16 protein-coding genes are annotated in these 16,873 nt (G+C 56.3%); 12 read left to right on the top strand and 4 right to left on the bottom strand.

The features are described 5' to 3' along the window. Window positions 1-223 precede the first annotated feature (223 nt). Both H7R58_RS17770 and H7R58_RS17775 read left to right on the top strand, forming a co-directional pair. Window positions 224-2,521 carry a formate C-acetyltransferase gene (locus tag H7R58_RS17770; protein ID WP_182930128.1) on the top strand — a complete coding sequence of 766 codons (2,298 nt, stop codon included), beginning with the start codon at window positions 224-226 and terminating at the stop codon, window positions 2,519-2,521. After that, complete coding sequence (locus H7R58_RS17775; protein WP_182930127.1) at window positions 2,487-3,362, top strand: [formate-C-acetyltransferase]-activating enzyme; 876 nt, start codon at window positions 2,487-2,489, stop codon at window positions 3,360-3,362. The genes H7R58_RS17770 and H7R58_RS17775 overlap by 35 nt, the downstream gene beginning before the upstream one ends. A gap of 116 nt (window positions 3,363-3,478) precedes the next feature. On the opposite strand, the gene H7R58_RS17780 is transcribed toward H7R58_RS17775, so the two are convergent. Further along, complete coding sequence (locus tag H7R58_RS17780) at window positions 3,479-4,246, bottom strand: phytanoyl-CoA dioxygenase family protein (RefSeq protein ID WP_106928234.1); 768 nt, start codon at window positions 4,244-4,246, stop codon at window positions 3,479-3,481. A 160-nt stretch (window positions 4,247-4,406) separates the two neighbouring features. Between H7R58_RS17780 and H7R58_RS17785 the strand changes: the two genes are divergently transcribed. Next, window positions 4,407-5,228 carry a helix-turn-helix transcriptional regulator gene (locus tag H7R58_RS17785; RefSeq protein WP_182930126.1) on the top strand — a complete coding sequence of 274 codons (822 nt, stop codon included), beginning with the start codon at window positions 4,407-4,409 and terminating at the stop codon, window positions 5,226-5,228. Window positions 5,229-5,231: 3 nt separating this feature from the next. On the opposite strand, the gene H7R58_RS17790 is transcribed toward H7R58_RS17785, so the two are convergent. Together H7R58_RS17790 and H7R58_RS17795 are read right to left on the bottom strand one after the other, a co-directional pair. After that, on the bottom strand, window positions 5,232-5,576 hold the full coding sequence (locus H7R58_RS17790) for a nitrous oxide-stimulated promoter family protein (RefSeq protein WP_106928230.1): 345 nt from the start codon (window positions 5,574-5,576) through the stop codon (window positions 5,232-5,234). A gap of 64 nt (window positions 5,577-5,640) precedes the next feature. Further along, the gene (locus H7R58_RS17795; protein ID WP_106928228.1) at window positions 5,641-5,928 is read right to left on the bottom strand and encodes an Rdx family protein; all 288 of its coding nucleotides are present in this window, start codon (window positions 5,926-5,928) and stop codon (window positions 5,641-5,643) included. A gap of 205 nt (window positions 5,929-6,133) precedes the next feature. On the opposite strand from H7R58_RS17795, the gene H7R58_RS17800 reads away from it, so the two are divergent. The 9 genes from H7R58_RS17800 to H7R58_RS17840 all read left to right on the top strand — a co-directional run bounded on the left by H7R58_RS17800 (window position 6,134) and on the right by H7R58_RS17840 (window position 16,420). Further along, window positions 6,134-8,491: a TonB-dependent receptor domain-containing protein gene (locus H7R58_RS17800; protein WP_182934444.1), complete on the top strand. Its 2,358-nt coding sequence runs from the start codon at window positions 6,134-6,136 to the stop codon at window positions 8,489-8,491. A 62-nt stretch (window positions 8,492-8,553) separates the two neighbouring features. Next, a complete protein-coding gene (locus H7R58_RS17805; RefSeq protein WP_106928224.1) occupies window positions 8,554-9,585 on the top strand; it encodes a hemin-degrading factor in 1,032 nt (343 codons plus the stop codon). Beyond that, complete coding sequence (locus tag H7R58_RS17810; protein ID WP_106928222.1) at window positions 9,582-10,397, top strand: heme/hemin ABC transporter substrate-binding protein; 816 nt, start codon at window positions 9,582-9,584, stop codon at window positions 10,395-10,397. The genes H7R58_RS17805 and H7R58_RS17810 overlap by 4 nt, the downstream gene beginning before the upstream one ends. Next, window positions 10,397-11,392 carry a FecCD family ABC transporter permease gene (locus tag H7R58_RS17815; RefSeq protein ID WP_182930124.1) on the top strand — a complete coding sequence of 332 codons (996 nt, stop codon included), beginning with the start codon at window positions 10,397-10,399 and terminating at the stop codon, window positions 11,390-11,392. The genes H7R58_RS17810 and H7R58_RS17815 overlap by 1 nt, the downstream gene beginning before the upstream one ends. After that, window positions 11,385-12,164, top strand: coding sequence for a heme ABC transporter ATP-binding protein (locus tag H7R58_RS17820; RefSeq protein ID WP_182930123.1), 780 nt, complete (start codon window positions 11,385-11,387; stop codon window positions 12,162-12,164). The genes H7R58_RS17815 and H7R58_RS17820 overlap by 8 nt, the downstream gene beginning before the upstream one ends. Window positions 12,165-12,283: 119 nt before the next feature. Continuing rightward, window positions 12,284-12,361 carry a tryptophanase leader peptide gene (gene tnaC / locus H7R58_RS25635; RefSeq protein WP_106928434.1) on the top strand — a complete coding sequence of 26 codons (78 nt, stop codon included), beginning with the start codon at window positions 12,284-12,286 and terminating at the stop codon, window positions 12,359-12,361. A gap of 248 nt (window positions 12,362-12,609) precedes the next feature. Beyond that, window positions 12,610-14,025: a tryptophanase gene (gene tnaA / locus H7R58_RS17830; RefSeq protein ID WP_182930122.1), complete on the top strand. Its 1,416-nt coding sequence runs from the start codon at window positions 12,610-12,612 to the stop codon at window positions 14,023-14,025. Between the two features lie 117 nt (window positions 14,026-14,142). Further along, a complete protein-coding gene (tnaB, locus tag H7R58_RS17835) occupies window positions 14,143-15,390 on the top strand; it encodes a low affinity tryptophan permease TnaB (protein WP_182934445.1) in 1,248 nt (415 codons plus the stop codon). Window positions 15,391-15,802: 412 nt separating this feature from the next. After that, window positions 15,803-16,420 carry a Fic/DOC family protein gene (locus H7R58_RS17840; protein ID WP_160955477.1) on the top strand — a complete coding sequence of 206 codons (618 nt, stop codon included), beginning with the start codon at window positions 15,803-15,805 and terminating at the stop codon, window positions 16,418-16,420. On the opposite strand, the gene H7R58_RS17845 is transcribed toward H7R58_RS17840, so the two are convergent. Next, window positions 16,417-16,587 (bottom strand): hypothetical protein, encoded by a 171-nt coding sequence (locus H7R58_RS17845; RefSeq protein WP_162865967.1) that lies wholly within the window; start codon window positions 16,585-16,587, stop codon window positions 16,417-16,419. The two genes, H7R58_RS17840 and H7R58_RS17845, sit on opposite strands and share 4 nt — an antisense overlap. Window positions 16,588-16,873: the final 286 nt, after the last annotated feature.

The raw sequence follows: 16,873 nt of genomic DNA on the forward strand, positions 1-16,873 counted from the left end.
CAGGCCTACAAACCCAATAACGGCACGGATCTGTAGGCCGGATAAGGCGAAGCCGCCATCCGGCAATCTGGTTTACCACCCAGACAAAATTGAGATCTCATTTTTCCCTTTCGATCACAATAATCCAGTAAATCACCTCATTCTCTTCTGTCTCCCAGCCCTGCATTTGCCTAACGTAGAAGCCATAAGAAACGTCAGGTTAATCTCCCGAGGAGCCCGCAAAATGACTAATCGTATCCAGCGCCTGAAAGACGCCCTCTTTGCCAACCCGCGCGAAATCTCCCTTGAGCGCGCCGTCCTCTACACTGAAAGTCACCGTCAGACCGACGGCGAGCCGGTCATCATTCGCCGCGCCAAAGCCACCGCTCATATTCTCGATAACGTCGCCATCAGCATTCGCGACGATGAACTGATTGCCGGCAACCGCACCATCAAACCGCGCGCCGGGATTATGTCGCCGGAGATGGACCCGTACTGGCTGCTAAAAGAGCTGGACCAGTTCCCAACCCGCCCGCAGGACCGTTTCAATATCAGCGACGACGACAAGCGCCTGTACCGCGACGAGCTGTTCCCGTACTGGGAAAAGCGCTCGATGAAGGACTTCATCAACGCGCAGATGACCGACGAAGTGAAAGCTGCCGTCAGCACGCAGATATTCAGCGTCAACCAGACCGACAAAGGCCAGGGCCATATCATCATCGACTATCCGCGCCTGCTGAATAACGGCCTGGACGCGCTGGTTAATGAGATGCACGCCCATCTGCGCGAACAGCCGGATAACGCCTTTTACCAGGCGGTGCTGATTCTGCTGGAAGCCTCCCAGCGCCACATCCTGCGCTACGCCGCGCTGGCCAATGAGATGGCGAGCCGTTGCCCTGACCCGCAGCGTCGTCAGGAACTGGAGACCATCGCTAGCGTCTCGCGCCATAACGCCGGGCAGAAGCCGGAAAACTTCTGGCAGGCCTGCCAGCTGTTCTGGTACATGAACATCATTTTGCAGTATGAGTCGAACGCCAGCTCCATCTCGCTCGGCCGCTTTGACCAGTACATGCTGCCGTTCTGGCAGGCATCGCTGAACCACGGCGAGGACCCGGCGTTCATGCAGGAGCTGCTGGAGTCATTGTGGGTGAAATGCAACGACATCGTGCTGCTGCGATCCACCAGCAGTGCCCGCTATTTCGCCGGTTTCCCGACCGGCTACACCGCCCTGCTCGGCGGCCTGACCGAAAACGGCCGCAGCGCGGTGAATATCCTCTCCTTTACCTGCCTGGATGCCTACCAGAACGTGCGTCTGCCGCAGCCGAACCTCGGCGTGCGGGTCAACGAACTGATCGACCGCCCGTTCCTGCGCAAAACCGCCGAAACCGTGCGCCTCGGCACCGGCATTCCGCAAATCTTCAACGATGAGGTCGTGGTGCCCGCGTTCCTCAACCGTGGCGTGTCGCTGGAAGATGCCCGCGACTACGCGGTGGTGGGCTGCGTCGAGCTATCGATTCCTGGTCGCACCTACGGTTTGCACGACATCGCGATGTTCAACCTGCTGAAGGTCATGGAGATCGTTATGCTGGAGCACGAAGGCGATGAGCACCTTACCTACGACGGCCTGCTGGCCAGCATTCGCGATAAAATTCGCCACTACATCAAGCTGATGGTGGAAGGGAGCAATATTTGCGATATCGGCCACCGCGACTGGGCGCCGGTGCCGCTGCTCTCTTCGTTTGTTGAAGACTGTATCGCCAACGGCAAAGACATTACCGACGGTGGCGCGCGCTATAACTTCTCCGGCGTGCAGGGCATCGGTATCGCCAATCTGAGCGACTCGCTGCATGCGTTGAAAGGCATGGTGTTCGATCAGCAGCGCATGAGCTTCGATGAGCTGCTGACGGTGCTGAAGGCCAACTTCGCCACGCCGGAGGGGGAAAAAGTCCGCGCGCGGCTGATTAACCGCTTTGAGAAGTACGGTAACGACATCGATGATGTTGATAACATCAGCGCCGATTTGCTGCGTTTTTACTGTAAAGAGGTCGAAAAATACCGTAACCCGCGCGGCGGTCAGTTTACCCCTGGATCTTATACCGTTTCCGCGCACGTGCCGCTTGGTTCGGTCGTCGGCGCGACGCCAGATGGTCGTCTGGCCGGCGAACAGTTGGCGGACGGCGGGCTGTCACCAATGGTCGGCCAGGACGGTCAGGGACCCACGGCGGTGCTGAAGTCGGTGAGCAAGCTGGATAACTATCTGCTTTCAAACGGTACGCTGCTGAACGTTAAGTTCACCCCGGCGACGCTGGAAGGGGAAAGCGGGCTCAACAAGCTGGCGGATTTCCTGCACGCCTTTACCAAGCTCAAGCTCCAGCATATTCAGTTCAACGTGGTAAACGCCGAGACCCTGCGCGAAGCCCAGCAACGACCGCAGGATTTCGCCGGTCTGGTGGTGCGCGTCGCGGGCTACAGCGCCTTCTTTGTTGAGCTGTCGAAGGAGATTCAGGATGACATTATCCGCCGCACCGCGCATCAGCTGTGAGGTGATTGAGCCGCGCGCCGACACGGCGCGCATTTTCAATATCCAGCGCTATTCGTTAAACGATGGTCAGGGCATCCGCACCGTGGTGTTCTTCAAAGGCTGCCCACATACCTGCCCGTGGTGCGCCAACCCGGAGTCGATGTCGCCAAAAATTGAGACCGTCCGCCGGGAAAGCAAGTGTCTGCACTGCGCCACCTGTTTGCAGGATGCCGACGAATGTCCGTCGGGCGCGTGGGAGCATATTGGCCGCGACGTGACGCTGGAGTCTCTCGAACGGGAAGTGCTCAAAGATGAGGTGTTCTTCCGCGCGTCCGGCGGCGGGGTGACACTCTCCGGCGGCGAAGTGCTGATGCAGGCCGAGTTCGCCACCCGCTTTTTGCAGCGCCTCAAACAGTGGGGTATTCGCACCGCCATTGAAACTGCGGGCGATACCTCCCCTCGCCGCCTGCTGCCGCTGGCACAGGCCTGCGATGAAGTGCTGTTTGATCTCAAAATCATGGACTGCGCGCAGGCGCGCCAGGTGCTGAGCATGAACCAGCCGCGGGTGCTGGAGAACTTTCGCCTGCTGGTCGCGGAAGGTATTAAGGTGATTCCACGGCTGCCGCTGATCCCCGGTTACACCCTCAGCACCGATAACGTCGCACAGATTCTGGCGTTTCTGGCACCGCTACCGGTTGAGGAAGTGCATCTTCTGCCGTTCCATCAGTACGGCGAGCCGAAGTATTCCCTGCTGGCGCGTGAGTGGGCAATGGCGGGGATAAAAGCGCCGCAGGCCGACGAGATTGCGCCAATTCGGGCGAGGGTGGAACAGGCGGGGTATCGGGTGGTGATGGGGGGCTAGTCCTGCACAAAACCTGGAGGCCGGATACGGCGTTTACGCCGCCATCCGGCACGGCACAACAAATTGCCCGATGGCGCTACGCTTATCGGGCCTATAAAAAACGCTAATGCATGGCGTTATTCCACATCCAACAGCCACTTCTGCGCCGGGGTTAACCGGCTCGCCGTTTCCGGCGTTAACCAGCGGCGCTGATCCTGCTGCGCGGTATCCGCCCGGTCGATATACAGCCCGTGCAGCACGCGGCGGCGCGAGCCTTCGCGGTTCGTGGTGCCACCGTGCCACGCGTGGGCGTTGTAAATCATCACGCTGCCCGCTGGCGCAGCAAAAATCACCTCATCCGGATGCGGTGCTCCTACGTCTTTCAATACATCTTCCGGCAGCTCCGGGCGCAGGTGCGTAGCGGGGATGATACGCGGCGCGCCGTTGGCGGCGTACAGGTCATCAATCGCCCAGATAGTATTCACCAGATGCACCTTCGGGAAGTCGGGACGCGGTTTTTTCCAGTCGGCATGCAGCGGCTGATGACCGCCGTTATACAGCGCCTCACGGGCGTTGAGGCTGGACACTTTAAATCCTCCGTCAAAGATATAGCGACACGCTGACAGAATCAGCGGATGCGACCAGACCTTTTCCCAAACCACGCCCTTGTTAATCAGATTCGCCACGCGCGTCGCCGTCTCTTCCTGATGGTGTTCCACCGCCAGGTTCTCGCCTTCCAGCTCCACCAGATAATCAATACGCTCGCGCATCGCATGTAGCCAGTCGGCATCCGCCACGCCGTGCACAATCGTATAGCCCTGGGTATCCAGCTCATGTTTCATCGTGGCCGACAGTTCGCCGTTGGCGCCCAGTGCGTCCAGCCAGAATGCCGCTTGCTTGTCCATATCGCCTCTCTTTTGTTAACCATTTCACAACATGTATGAAAAGTTACTGCACGAGCGGTCGGCATTCTGTATGAGATAGCTACACAACGCTGGATTTTTGTGTACAGCAAAATAAAGTGTGATGAGATTCAAAATCCAGAATAATAACCAGGACATGAGCATGTCAGAGCAATCCCTCGTCCCCGTGCTGGAGCAGCTGCTTGCCCGCCAGGGTGAACTGGTCGTGCGTTTTCCGCAAACGTTGCAGCCCGCACCGGAGCTGGCCATGAGCGTATCATTCCCGCGGCTGGAGATCGTATTGGACGGTGAACTGGTAGACGGCTGCCTACAGGAACCGCTTGGCCCGATGCAGGCACTGTATATACCAGGCAATCGCTGGAATGCCCCGCGGTGGCACGGCCCTGCCACCACGCTGAGCGTTCTGTTCAGTAAGCAGAAGCTGGGCTTTAGCCTGCAACGCTTCGACGGCAAAAAATTCGTTGAGATTCGCAAACAGCACGTCGCCAGGCTAGGCCCGCGAGTGGGGTCGTACCTGCTACTGGCGTTAAACGAGTTGGCCATTCGGCCGGTGATGCCAACGGCACAGATTGTCCTCAGCGGGCTGCTGAGCCACTGTATCGATCAGCTTACGCATCTGGCCGATACGGTCAGTAAAAGCAAAGAGCTGTTTCTGGCGATTCAGGAGTACATCGACGAACACGCCGCCGAAGCACTCAGCCGTGAAACCGTCGCGCGGAAGTTCCACATTACGCCAAACTACCTGTCGCACCTGTTCCAGAAATCCAGCACCGTTGGTTTTAATGAATACCTCACCGCCGTACGTCTGGAGCTGGCGAAGAAATTACTGCGCGGGTATGAACTGAAAATTAAAGAGATTGCCCACCACTGCGGCTTTGAGGACAGCAACTATTTCTGCCGGATTTTTCGCAAGCACACGGCGCGATCGCCGACGGAGTATCGCCGTCACTGCCGCACCCTGTGAGGGCTATTTTTTCGGCCGGTATTTCTCCGGCAGTTCGGGCACCGGACGCCGGTCATCAAGCAGATGAAGAATCGTGAGGATCGGATGGCGCCAGAGCATGCGCGGCCCGGCCCAGCGCATAATCTGCTTCATCTCTTCACGCTTGGCCGGCTGATAGCAGTGCACCGGACACTGTTTACAAGCCGGTTTCTCCTCGCCGAACACGCACTTATCCAGCCGCTTATCGGCATAATCGTTGAGCGCCTGATAGTGCCCGGCGTCATCCAGCGCCTGCGGGCAGCGGCGCTGATACAGCGTAATCATGCTGCTGATGGTCTGTTTTTCACGACGAATGCGATTGCCTGGCATAGTCCGTTCCTCACCATTAAAGATGCATTAATAATACACATTTAGTGATGCGTTGGCAGCCGCTTTATCCGTCGTGCTTGTCCACGTGGCCCAGCGGTTTCTCCGGGAAGCAGACGTCGCGTACCCGGCGCTTAAGCTCGGCGGCATCCGGGAAGCCCTCGTCCCGCTTGCGATCCCACACCAGCATCTCGTTCACGGTAATCGTAAAAATTCCGCCGGTTCCCGGCACCAGCGTAACGGCGGCGATATCGGTACTGAAGGTGTGCAGCAACTCCTGCGCCATCCAGCTGGCGCGCAGCATCCAGTTGCACTGAGAGCAGTAGGTAATCGTAATGGCGGCTTTCTGCGTCATAACGTTCTCACAAAAGATTAAAGCTTAAAGTGTAAATAAATTGTTGCATAGAGACAGAATTATTTGCAAACATTATTGCAAATGATAATACCTATCATTACTATTCGCGTTGATAAAAATGGGACAACGTCATAACGCTTAAGGAAAAGCCGACGCTGGGAGCGTCGCGTGAGCCAATACTAATAACGATGAAGGCATGGCAACTATGTACAAATCTATTCAATCAGAGGCGTGGCACAAGAAAAGCCTACTGGTGACCTCATTGCTCGCAGCACTCTATCAGACGTCCGCGGGCGCGGCTGAAACACAGGATAAAACCGCCGCCGTAGATAGCGCGGAACAGATGACCGTTACCGCGCCCGCGCCGCTTCTCAAACCGGGTAGCCAACATGCGGTCAGCGCGCAGGAGCTGCAGGATAAAGGGGCCAACGATTTTGGTTCTATCATGCGTTACGAACCGCTGATCGGCGCAACCGGCGCCAGCGGCGGTTCAGGTAACGGCAAGAGCGGTTTCGACCGCGGCGGCTACACGGGTTATAACATCCGCGGTCTGGAGAGCAACCGCGTCGGCATCGATGTTGACGGTATCGCCCAACCGAACGCAACCGGACGCAGCTATGTCAGCCGCGCCGGGCTGAATACTTTTGGCATCGGTCGTGACTACATCGATCCGTATATGTACGGCAGCGTGGATATTCAGTCCGGCGCAACCGACACCGAAACCGCCAACACGTCCATCGGCGGTAACGTCTCCTTCAAGCCAAAATCGGCAGATGACTACCTGCATCCCGGCAAAACCAGCGCCTTCAGCTACCGCAGTGAGTATGACTCTTCGGACCGCAGCTGGCACAACGGCCTGACCGCCGCAGGCGGCGACGATACCCTGCGCGGGATTTTCGTCTACAGCCGTCGTGACGGCCAGCAGACAACCACCAACAGCACCCGTGTTGATGCTTATCCGGCAAACTGGCACTCCGACGCCTTTATGACTTCCGGGATCTGGCAACCGAACGATGAACACAAGCTGACCGGTACCCTCGACTACTACCATAAAACGAATCACACCCATTACGATGTGTGGAACGACAGCGGCAGCAAAACTATCGGCGATGCGCAGCAGACCAGCCAGACCCGCCGCTGGGGCCTGAGCCTCAAAGACGACTGGACGCCGATGAATGACGTTATCGACAGCGTCTCAACCAAAGTGTACTACCAGCACACCGAGGCACATGACCGCACCTGGATGCCAGACAGCAGCAGCGGAACGATGGAGACGGTGTACCCCAACTACGACACCGATACCTGGGGTATGCAGACGGCGCTGGCGAAAACCCTTGGCCGCCATGACCTGAGCGCGGGCTTCAATGCCAGCACCACGAAAACTCAGCGTCCGTTCAGCCAGTCGCCGATCCCGAGCGTCTACAGTGAGATCATGCAGCCGGAAGCGGACAGCCGCGATTACACGATCGCCGGTTTCTTACAGGATCAGATCAACTTCGATCTCGACAGTCACAACTTTGCGGTGATCCCCGGCATTCGCGTCGTGCATCAGTCAACCAAGCCGGAGAATCTCTCCAGCCTGACCACCAACAGCACGGTGCTGACCGAATCCTCGGTTGCCACGCTGTACGGGAAAAATGCGGATACCCAGGCGCTGCCGTCGCTGACCTTCCAGTACGACATCACGCCGCGCATGATGACCTACCTGCAGTACAAACGCGGCGCGGAATTCCCGAACACCAGCCAGTTGTACGGTTCATGGAATCTCGGTTCCAGCTATGCGGGCCGCGGCCAGTATGCGCTGATCGGCAATACCGATCTGAAAACCGAGACCAGCGACAACCTCGAATGGGGAATGAAGGGCGAAGTCACTGAAGGGATCACCCTGCGTACCGCCCTGTTCTACAACAGCTATAAAAACTTTATTGCCTACACCCGCTACACCCGCTCGAATAACCCGAGTCAGTTCACTAACGTACCGTCAAACATTTACACCATTTATCAGGCGGAAAACCGCGATAAAGCCTATATCTACGGCGGGGAGATCAGCACGAAGTTCAACTTCGGCACCTGGTTTGAACAGGTCGACGGGCTGAGCGCAACGCTGGCCTACGGCTACAGCGAAGGGAAATCGAAGTCCAGCTACTACGGCGATAAGTACGTTGATCTCGACAGCGTAGCGCCAATGAAGGCCATCGTTGGCGTCGCGTGGGATGACCCGGCGAAACGCTACGGTACTGCCCTGACCGCCACCTTTGTGAAGGGTAAGCGTGCGACTGCCACCAACCGCGAAACCTATACCAATACCGGCAGCGCAATCACCGATTCCACCAGCCAATACATGCGCGTACCGGGTTACGGCATGCTCGACTGGACGGCCTACTGGCGCGTGGCGAAGAACGTCCGTATCAACGGCGGCGTGTATAACCTGACCGACCGGAAATACTGGGACTATCTGAGCAGCCGCAATATTGAAACGTCAACAAATCAGGATGCCAACGATAAGTCGCTGGCGGTCATGCCGGGCCGCACCTGGCAGCTGGGCGTTAACGTCGACTTCTGATAACAACATTCCCTAAACCTGCACCCCGGCCGCTGGCCGGGGAAATTATAAGGAAGAGAGCCATGCAAAACACACCCGCCGAACTGTGGCAGCGCTATCAGGCCGTGAAAGCCAACGGCACCGCCAAATACGCCCGCGACATCGCCGCGGAAATGGGTATCAGCGAAGCCGAGCTAACCGCAGCCCGTGTCGGCCACGACGCCGTACGCCTGCACGATAACGCCCGCGCGCTCCTCGCCGCGCTGGAGAGCGTCGGCGAAACAAAATGCATCTGCCGTAATGAGTATGCGGTCCACGAGCAGGTGGGAGCCTTTACCCACCAGCATCTCGACGGCCACGCGGGCCTGGTGCTGAACCCGCGCGCGCTCGATCTGCGTCTGTTCCTGAGCCAATGGGCCAGCGCGTTTTACCTCAACGAGGCGGGACGAGAGAGCATCCAGTTCTTCGATCCGCACGGTGATGCCGTACTGAAGGTTTACACCACCGATGCCACGGACCACACAGCCTGGCAGGCGCTGATTGCCGAGCATACCCAGAATACCCCAACGCCGCTGGCTATCCGCCCTGCGGAAAGCGCCCGCTACGCCGACACAGCCGACGGCGCGGCGCTGGAAAAAGCGTGGCGCGCGATGACCGACGTTCATCAGTTCTTCGTGCTGCTGCGCAAATACAACCTCTCGCGCCAGCAGGCCTTCCGCCTGGTAAGTGACGATCTCGCCTGCCGTATTGATACGGATGCACTGCCCCGCCTGCTGGAGACCCTTCAACAGGACGGCAACGAATTTATGATCTTCGTCGGCAACCGCGGCTGCGTACAGATCTTCACCGGCACTCTGGAAAAGCTGACGCCAATGCGTGGCTGGATCAACATCTTCAACCGTACGTTTACGCTGCATCTGCGCGAAGAAACGATTGACGAAATCTGGGTGACACGTAAACCGACCGTCGACGGCCACGTCACCAGCGTGGAGCTGTTTGCTAAAGACGGCACACAGATTGCTCAACTGTACGGCCAGCGCAGCGAAGGTCATCCGGAACAGGCACAGTGGCGCGCGCAGGTCGACAGTCTGACCGCGGAAGGCCAGACCGTATGAAACGGCTAGTGATTCTGCTGGCGGCCCTGCCGCTGTTCGCCAACGCCGCCGAGCGCATTATCACCCTCGGCGGCGACGTCACGGAAATCGTCTATGCGCTGGATGCACAGCCTCAGTTGGTGGCGCGCGACAGCACCAGCACCTGGCCCACGGCAGCACAATCGCTGCCGGACGTAGGATACCTACGCCAGCTCAACGCGGAAGGTATTCTCTCGCTGCGCCCGACATTAGTTCTGGCAAGCAGCCAGGCGCAGCCGTCGCTGGTACTGCAAAAGGTAGAAGGCAGCAAGGTGAAGGTGGTTAACGTGCCTGGCGGCTACGACACCGCGGCGATGGAACGCAAAATCAGCGTTATCGCCGACGCGCTCGACAAACGGCCGCAGGGCGAGGCGCTGCGTAAAACGCTCGATGAGCAGATGGCAAAAATCTCGCCTCAGGCGCTGAACAAACGGGTGCTATTCATCCTCAGCCACGGTGGTTCCGGGGCGCTGGTCGCCGGCCAGCAAACGGCCGCAGACGGAGCGATAAAACTCGCCGGTTTGCAAAACGCCATGCAGGGCTTTGACCACTATCGCACGATGTCGCAGGAGGGGGTGATTGCCAGCCGTCCGGATCTGGTGGTGATTTCCGCCGATGGGCTGAAGGGCATGGGCGGCGAAGCCTCGTTGTGGAAGCTGCCGGGCCTGGCGCAAACGCCCGCCGGTCGTCATCAGCAGGTGCTGGTGATTGACGACATGGCGCTGCTGGGCTTCGGCCCCCGTACGCCGCAGGCGCTGCAACAGCTGCGGCAAAAAGCGGAGCAGCTGCCCTGATGCGCATCACCGTCTCCCGCCAGCTGTGGCTCATGGTACTGCTATTGCTGGCCCTGACGATGCTGGCTACCACGCTTGGTGCCATGCGGCTGCCGTTAACCAGCCTGTGGCCGTCCGGCGATGAAGTGCTGCGTCATATCTGGCTCACCATCCGTCTGCCGCGGGTGCTGCTGGCGCTGGTAGTGGGCAGCGCGCTGGCGCTCTCTGGCTGCGTGATGCAGGGCCTCTTTCGCAACCCGTTAGCCGACCCGGGGTTACTCGGTATCAGCAGCGGCGCGGCGCTAGCGGTTGCCTTCTGGCTGATACTGCCGATTTCAGTCCCGATGCTGGTGGCGCTGTATGCCCCGATGCTGGCAGCGTTTATCGGCAGCCTGGCGGTGATGGCGGTGATTTTTATCCTCAGTAAAACCGGCGGCGGTTCGCTCTCCCGGCTACTGTTGGTTGGCATTGCCATCAACGCGCTATGCGGCGCACTGGTTGGCATGCTGTCGTGGATCAGCAACGACACGCAGCTGCGCCAGCTTTCACTCTGGGGAATGGGCAGCCTCGGGCAGGCCGAGTGGCCGACGCTGCTGGTCGCCGCGACGCTGATTATTCCGTCATCCCTCGCGGTGTGGTGGATGGCCTCGCGCCTCAACCTGCTGCAATTGGGTGATGAAGAGGCCCACTACCTCGGCGTTAACGTCCGCATGGTGCAGCGTCTGATGCTGCTGTGCAGCGCCGTGCTGGTCGCCGCCTCGGTCGCCATCAGCGGCGTGATTGGATTTATCGGTCTGGTGGTTCCGCACCTGATGCGTATGTGGCTGGGGCCAGATCACCGCGGTCTGGTGCCAGGCTCGCTGCTGGCGGGCGCTATCCTGCTGCTGATTGCCGATACGCTGGCCCGCACCGTCGCCGCGCCCGCCGAAATGCCGGTGGGACTCCTCACCAGCCTGCTTGGCGCGCCGTGGTTCCTATGGCTGATATTCCGCCAGGAGAGATCCGCTCATGGATAAACACTATATTGCCCGCGCGCTGTCGCTACGCCTGGGGAAACGGCGGGTGATTGATAGCGTTTCACTCACGCTGCGGCCCGGTGAAGTCACCGCGCTGATCGGCCCTAATGGCGCAGGAAAATCGACTCTGCTGCGGCTGCTGACCGGTTTTTTAGCCGCCGACAGCGGCGAACAGCGCATAGAAGGCAAGCCGCTTAGCGAATGGTCCGCTGCCGCCCTCTCCCGCCGTCGCGCGGTGATGTTGCAACGCACTCAGCTGAACGCCAACTGGCCGGTTGAAACGGTCATCGCCATGGGGCGCACACCGTGGGGGGCGCAGGACGATCCCACGCTCATTCAACGCGTCATGGCGGAAACAGGCTGCACTCATCTGGCGGGACGCCCTTACCCGGCGCTTTCCGGCGGCGAGCAGCAGCGCGTTCAGCTGGCACGCAGCCTGGCACAGCTGTGGCACGGCGATGGGCCAAAGGGCTGGCTGTTTCTCGACGAGCCCACCTCAGCGCTGGATCTCTTTTATCAACAGCATTTGCTGCGGCTGCTAAAAAGACTTACCCGTCGCAACGAGCTGCACGTCTGTGTTGTGCTTCACGACCTCAACCTTGCCGCACTGTGGGCCGATACCATTCTCTTACTGCATCAGGGTAAGCTGGTGGCGCAAGGCACGCCGCATGAGGTCATCCAGCAGTCGATCATCCATCGCTGGTACGGGGCGGATATCAGCATGAATACGCATCCGGACGCGGCGGTTCCGCAGGTTTATCTGGCGCCCTGACGGGCGTTAGATTCATCTACTGAATCAATCGTGACCAGATTCACAATTGAATAGGTTGGGAATAGACAAAAATATTAAATCTAATAATGTATGCCTGTGTCTAATGGAGAACATACATTATGAACATCCGCACGCTAACCTATAACACGTCAAAGTGGTTTAATATTGACAGCATTATTGTCAATCACCGTCCTTAACGCCTCTCACGCCTCCCGATAAATATTTCTGACAACAGATTTATCATTATCTGTTTCGGATACCTATACCTATTTCATGATTTCTGATTAAGGTCAGCAATATTGTTGCGCCGGTTATTATACGCGCCGTATTTATTGCAACCAAAATACAGAAAGCGGAAGCGGGCATGCTTATTACGTTAAAAATGACGTATTGATTTTTATCGACGTCAGCGGAATACGCTTGCCAAAAAATTGAGGATAACACCATGAATAACTTTAAACATCTGCCAGAGCCTTTCCGTATTCGCGTTATTGAGCCGGTAAAACGCACCACCCGTGAGCACCGCGACAACGCCATTATTCAGGCTGGAATGAACCCGTTCCTGCTCGATAGTGAAGACGTCTTTATTGACCTGCTGACCGACAGCGGCACCGGTGCGGTGACGCAAAATATGCAGGCGGCAATGTTACGCGGCGATGAAGCCTACAGCGGCAGCCGCAGCTACTATGCGTTATGCAACGCGGTAAAAGAGATTTTTGGTTACCAGCACACTATCCCCACCCACCAGGGGCGCGGCGCCGAGCAAATTTATATTCCGGTACTGATTAAAAAACGCGAGCAGGAAAAAGGCCTCGACCGCAGCAAAATGGTGGCGTTCTCCAACTATTTCTTCGACACCACCCAGGGCCACAGCCAGATTAACGGCTGTACCGTACGCAACGTGTATACCAAAGAAGCGTTCGACACCGCCGTACGTAATGATTTTAAAGGCGATTTTGACCTTCAGGGCTTAGAGCACGGCATTGAAGCCGTTGGCCCGAATAACGTGCCGTATATTGTTGCCACCATTACCTGTAACTCTGCGGGCGGCCAGCCGGTTTCACTGGCAAACCTCAAGGCAATGTACGCGATTGCTAAAAAATACGATATTCCGGTGGTGATGGACTCCGCGCGCTTTGCGGAAAACGCCTACTTTATTCAACAGCGCGAGCCGGGCTATCAGGACTGGAGCATTGAAGAGATTACCCGCGAGACGTACAAATATGCGGATATGCTGGCCATGTCGGCGAAGAAAGACGCCATGGTGCCCATGGGCGGCCTGCTGTGTATTAAAGACGACAGCTTCTTCGATGTTTATACCGAATGCCGAACCCTTTGCGTCGTACAGGAAGGCTTCCCGACTTACGGCGGTCTGGAAGGCGGTGCGATGGAGCGTCTGGCCGTAGGCCTGTACGACGGTATGAATCAGGACTGGCTGGCCTATCGTATTGCGCAGATTCAGTACCTGGTCGACGGCCTGGAGGCGATTGGCGTGACCTGCCAGCAGGCGGGCGGCCACGCGGCGTTTGTCGATGCGGGCAAGCTGCTGCCGCACATCCCGGCCGAGCAGTTCCCGGCCCAGGCGCTGGCCTGCGAGCTGTATAAAGTGGCGGGGATTCGCGCCGTCGAAATCGGCTCTTTCCTGCTGGGCCGCGACCCGAAAACCGGCAAACAGCTGCCGTGTCCGGCTGAGCTGCTGCGCTTAACTATTCCGCGCGCCACCTACACCCAAACGCATATGGACTTTATTATCGAAGCGTTCGGCCACGTTAAAGAGAATGCGGCCAATATTAAAGGTTTAACCTTCACCTACGAGCCGAAAGTACTGCGTCACTTTACGGCAAAATTAAAAGAAGTCTAATTAACCACTGACCCGAATGGCCCTGCTGATAGCGGGTCATTCGGGTTCTTGTTACCTGGCGTCATAGTTTGTTCCTGACGAAAGCATTGACTTAAACGTTATCAACAAGGGAAAGCCATGGACGAAGATTCAAATACAAAACATTCCTCATTCTGGGGAATTATGGTCATTGCCGGCACCGTCATCGGCGGCGGAATGTTTGCTTTACCGGTTGACCTTGCCGGAGCCTGGTTTTTTTGGGGCGCATTTATTTTAATTATTGCCTGGTTTTCAATGCTTCATTCCGGCCTGCTTTTATTAGAAGCTAATCTTAATTACCCCGTTGGCTCAAGCTTTAATACCATAACGAAAGATCTGATTGGCAATAAATGGAATGTGCTTAGCGGTATTACCGTGGCCTTTGTGCTGTATATATTGACCTACGCCTATATTTCAGCCAACGGCGCGATTATCAGTGAAACCATCGCCATCAACGCCGGGACGCACGTCAACCCGCGTATTGTCGGCATCGGCAGCGCCATTTTTGTCGCGGCAGTACTGTGGTTCAGCTCGCTCGCCGCCAGCCGCATTACCTCTTTTTTCCTCGGCATCAAAATTATCGCCTTTATCGTGGTATTTGGTTCGTTTTTCTTCCAGGTCGACTACTCCATTCTGCGGGACATTGCCGCGCCGGAAGGCCATAGCAGCTACTTCCCGTACATACTCATGGCGGTGCCGGTTTGCCTTGCCTCGTTTGGCTTCCATGGCAACATTCCCAGCCTGATCATCTGTTACGGCAAGCGCAAAGATAAGCTAATCAAAAGTATCGTATTCGGTTCGCTGCTGGCGCTGGTGATTTATCTGTTCTGGCTATACTGCACCATGGGCAATATCCACCGCAGCAACTTTAAGGAAATTATTGCCTCGGGTGGCAACGTTGACTCGCTGGTGAAATCGTTTTTAGGCACCAATCAGCGCGGCGTCATCGAATTCTTCCTGCTGATATTCTCTAACCTGGCGGTTGCCAGCTCGTTCTTTGGCGTCACGCTGGGGCTGTTTGACTATCTGGCAGACCTGTTCAAAATGGACAACACCCCCGTCGGCCGCTTCAAAACGCTGCTACTAACCTTTTTACCGCCCGCCGCACTGTACCTGATTTTCCCCAACGGCTTTATTTACGCCATCGGCGGCGCCGGGCTGTGCGCGACAATCTGGGCAGTCATCGTCCCGGCATTCCTCGCCCTGAAATCGCGCGAGCGTTTTCCGGATAAAATATTTACCGTCTGGGGCGGTAAAGCGATTCCTGCCGTGGTGATTCTGTTTGGTGTGACGGTCATTCTGTGCTGGTTTGGCAGCACTTTTAACCTGCTTCCGCGCTTTGGCTAACACCATCCGGCGGCGCGCCGTTTTGGCGCGTCGCCGGACATATGCCCAGGGGCGCATCCCCGTTAAACGGCGATCCCGACTTTCGATTTCGCCGCTTTCCCTGAAATAGCTATCTCCGTTATCATAGCCACCCCTTGCGACAAAAACGAAAATGAAAAAGTTCGCTTTACACTATTAATCAGGGATCTGGATAACACCCCATGAGTAAAATCGACAATCTCGACGCCCACACCCCCATGATGCATTGGTGTGTTAATGCTGATTATTAAAGATTATTTTCCACCAGAGAATAAAAACCACATTTTAACCTGCACTTTTGTAACTATCTGATTTTAAGAATATTGTTTGCTGTACTCATCCAGCGTTATACTCCCTCTGTTTTCCCATCCTTCGAATAACACAGGGCATCTCCATGAGCCGATACCATGTATCCAGCAGTGAAGGCCAGTATGAGAAAGACTCTGGCGAGCAGATTTTGGCTAATAAGCTGGGGATCGCGACTTCTGATGAGATGGATGAGGCTGAACTTGTCCTGTTAGAACAACTCTACCAGTCTGTTTTTGAAGAGCAGTTCCCGGAAGGACAGCTCAGCGTAGCCATGCTAAAAAGCTGGCATCGCCGCTGGTTAGGTAACATCTACGAGTGGGCTGGACAAGAAAGAGCAGTTAATATCAGCAAAGGCGGCTTTATGTTTGCCCCCTCAGCGCAGTTGCCAAAACTGCTGAACGAATTTGATAACAAGTATCTGGCTCAATACACACCGTGTAGCGGCATGGACGAAGAACAGCTCATCACCGCTATCGCCATCACCCATGTCGAGCTGATACTTATCCATCCATTCAGAGAGGGAAACGGGCGCCTGTCGCGACTGCTAGCCGACGTGATGGCCGTTCAGGGAGGATACAAACCGCTGGATTATCAAAGCTGGGAGGAAAACAAAACCCAGTATATCTCGGCTATTCATGCAGGTGTATCAATGGACTATGAGCCGATGAAACACTGGGTCAGTGAAGCATTAAGAAAGATCTAAGCGAGGCGAAGATGCGCGAATTTCTTGCGTGCAGCTTCAAGTGAAGCTTCAACGCTAGCTGACGGCTGGCCGGTTTCGACGGCCGTTGATGTCGCCACAGAACGCATAATGTCCGAGCGAGAAGGTTTAGCATAAGTTGCATGCTCTTTTTTTCTGTTATTGCTCATTAAGCCTCCTCTACATCCAACGATGTTACGCATGAAGCTATGCGAAAGAGTATTATACCAAAACTTTTAAACGACGCCACCTCTACAACCTCAGACGAACAATGCCCTTATCAAACCTGCTTGATAAGCGGGGAATCAACAAAAAATTCGCAATCAATAAATTGACATAAAGCATCTCAAGGATGAGGAAAGGTTTGCTACTAAAGAAAGAAATAAATTCCTTTTAATTCATGATGTTGTTAGCTAAAGTGTTTTTATTAGCTTGAGGGTAGAATTCCTTAGGGCG

This window comes from Klebsiella sp. WP4-W18-ESBL-05, from assembly GCF_014169075.1.
Classification (GTDB): domain Bacteria; phylum Pseudomonadota; class Gammaproteobacteria; order Enterobacterales; family Enterobacteriaceae; genus Kluyvera; species Kluyvera ascorbata_B.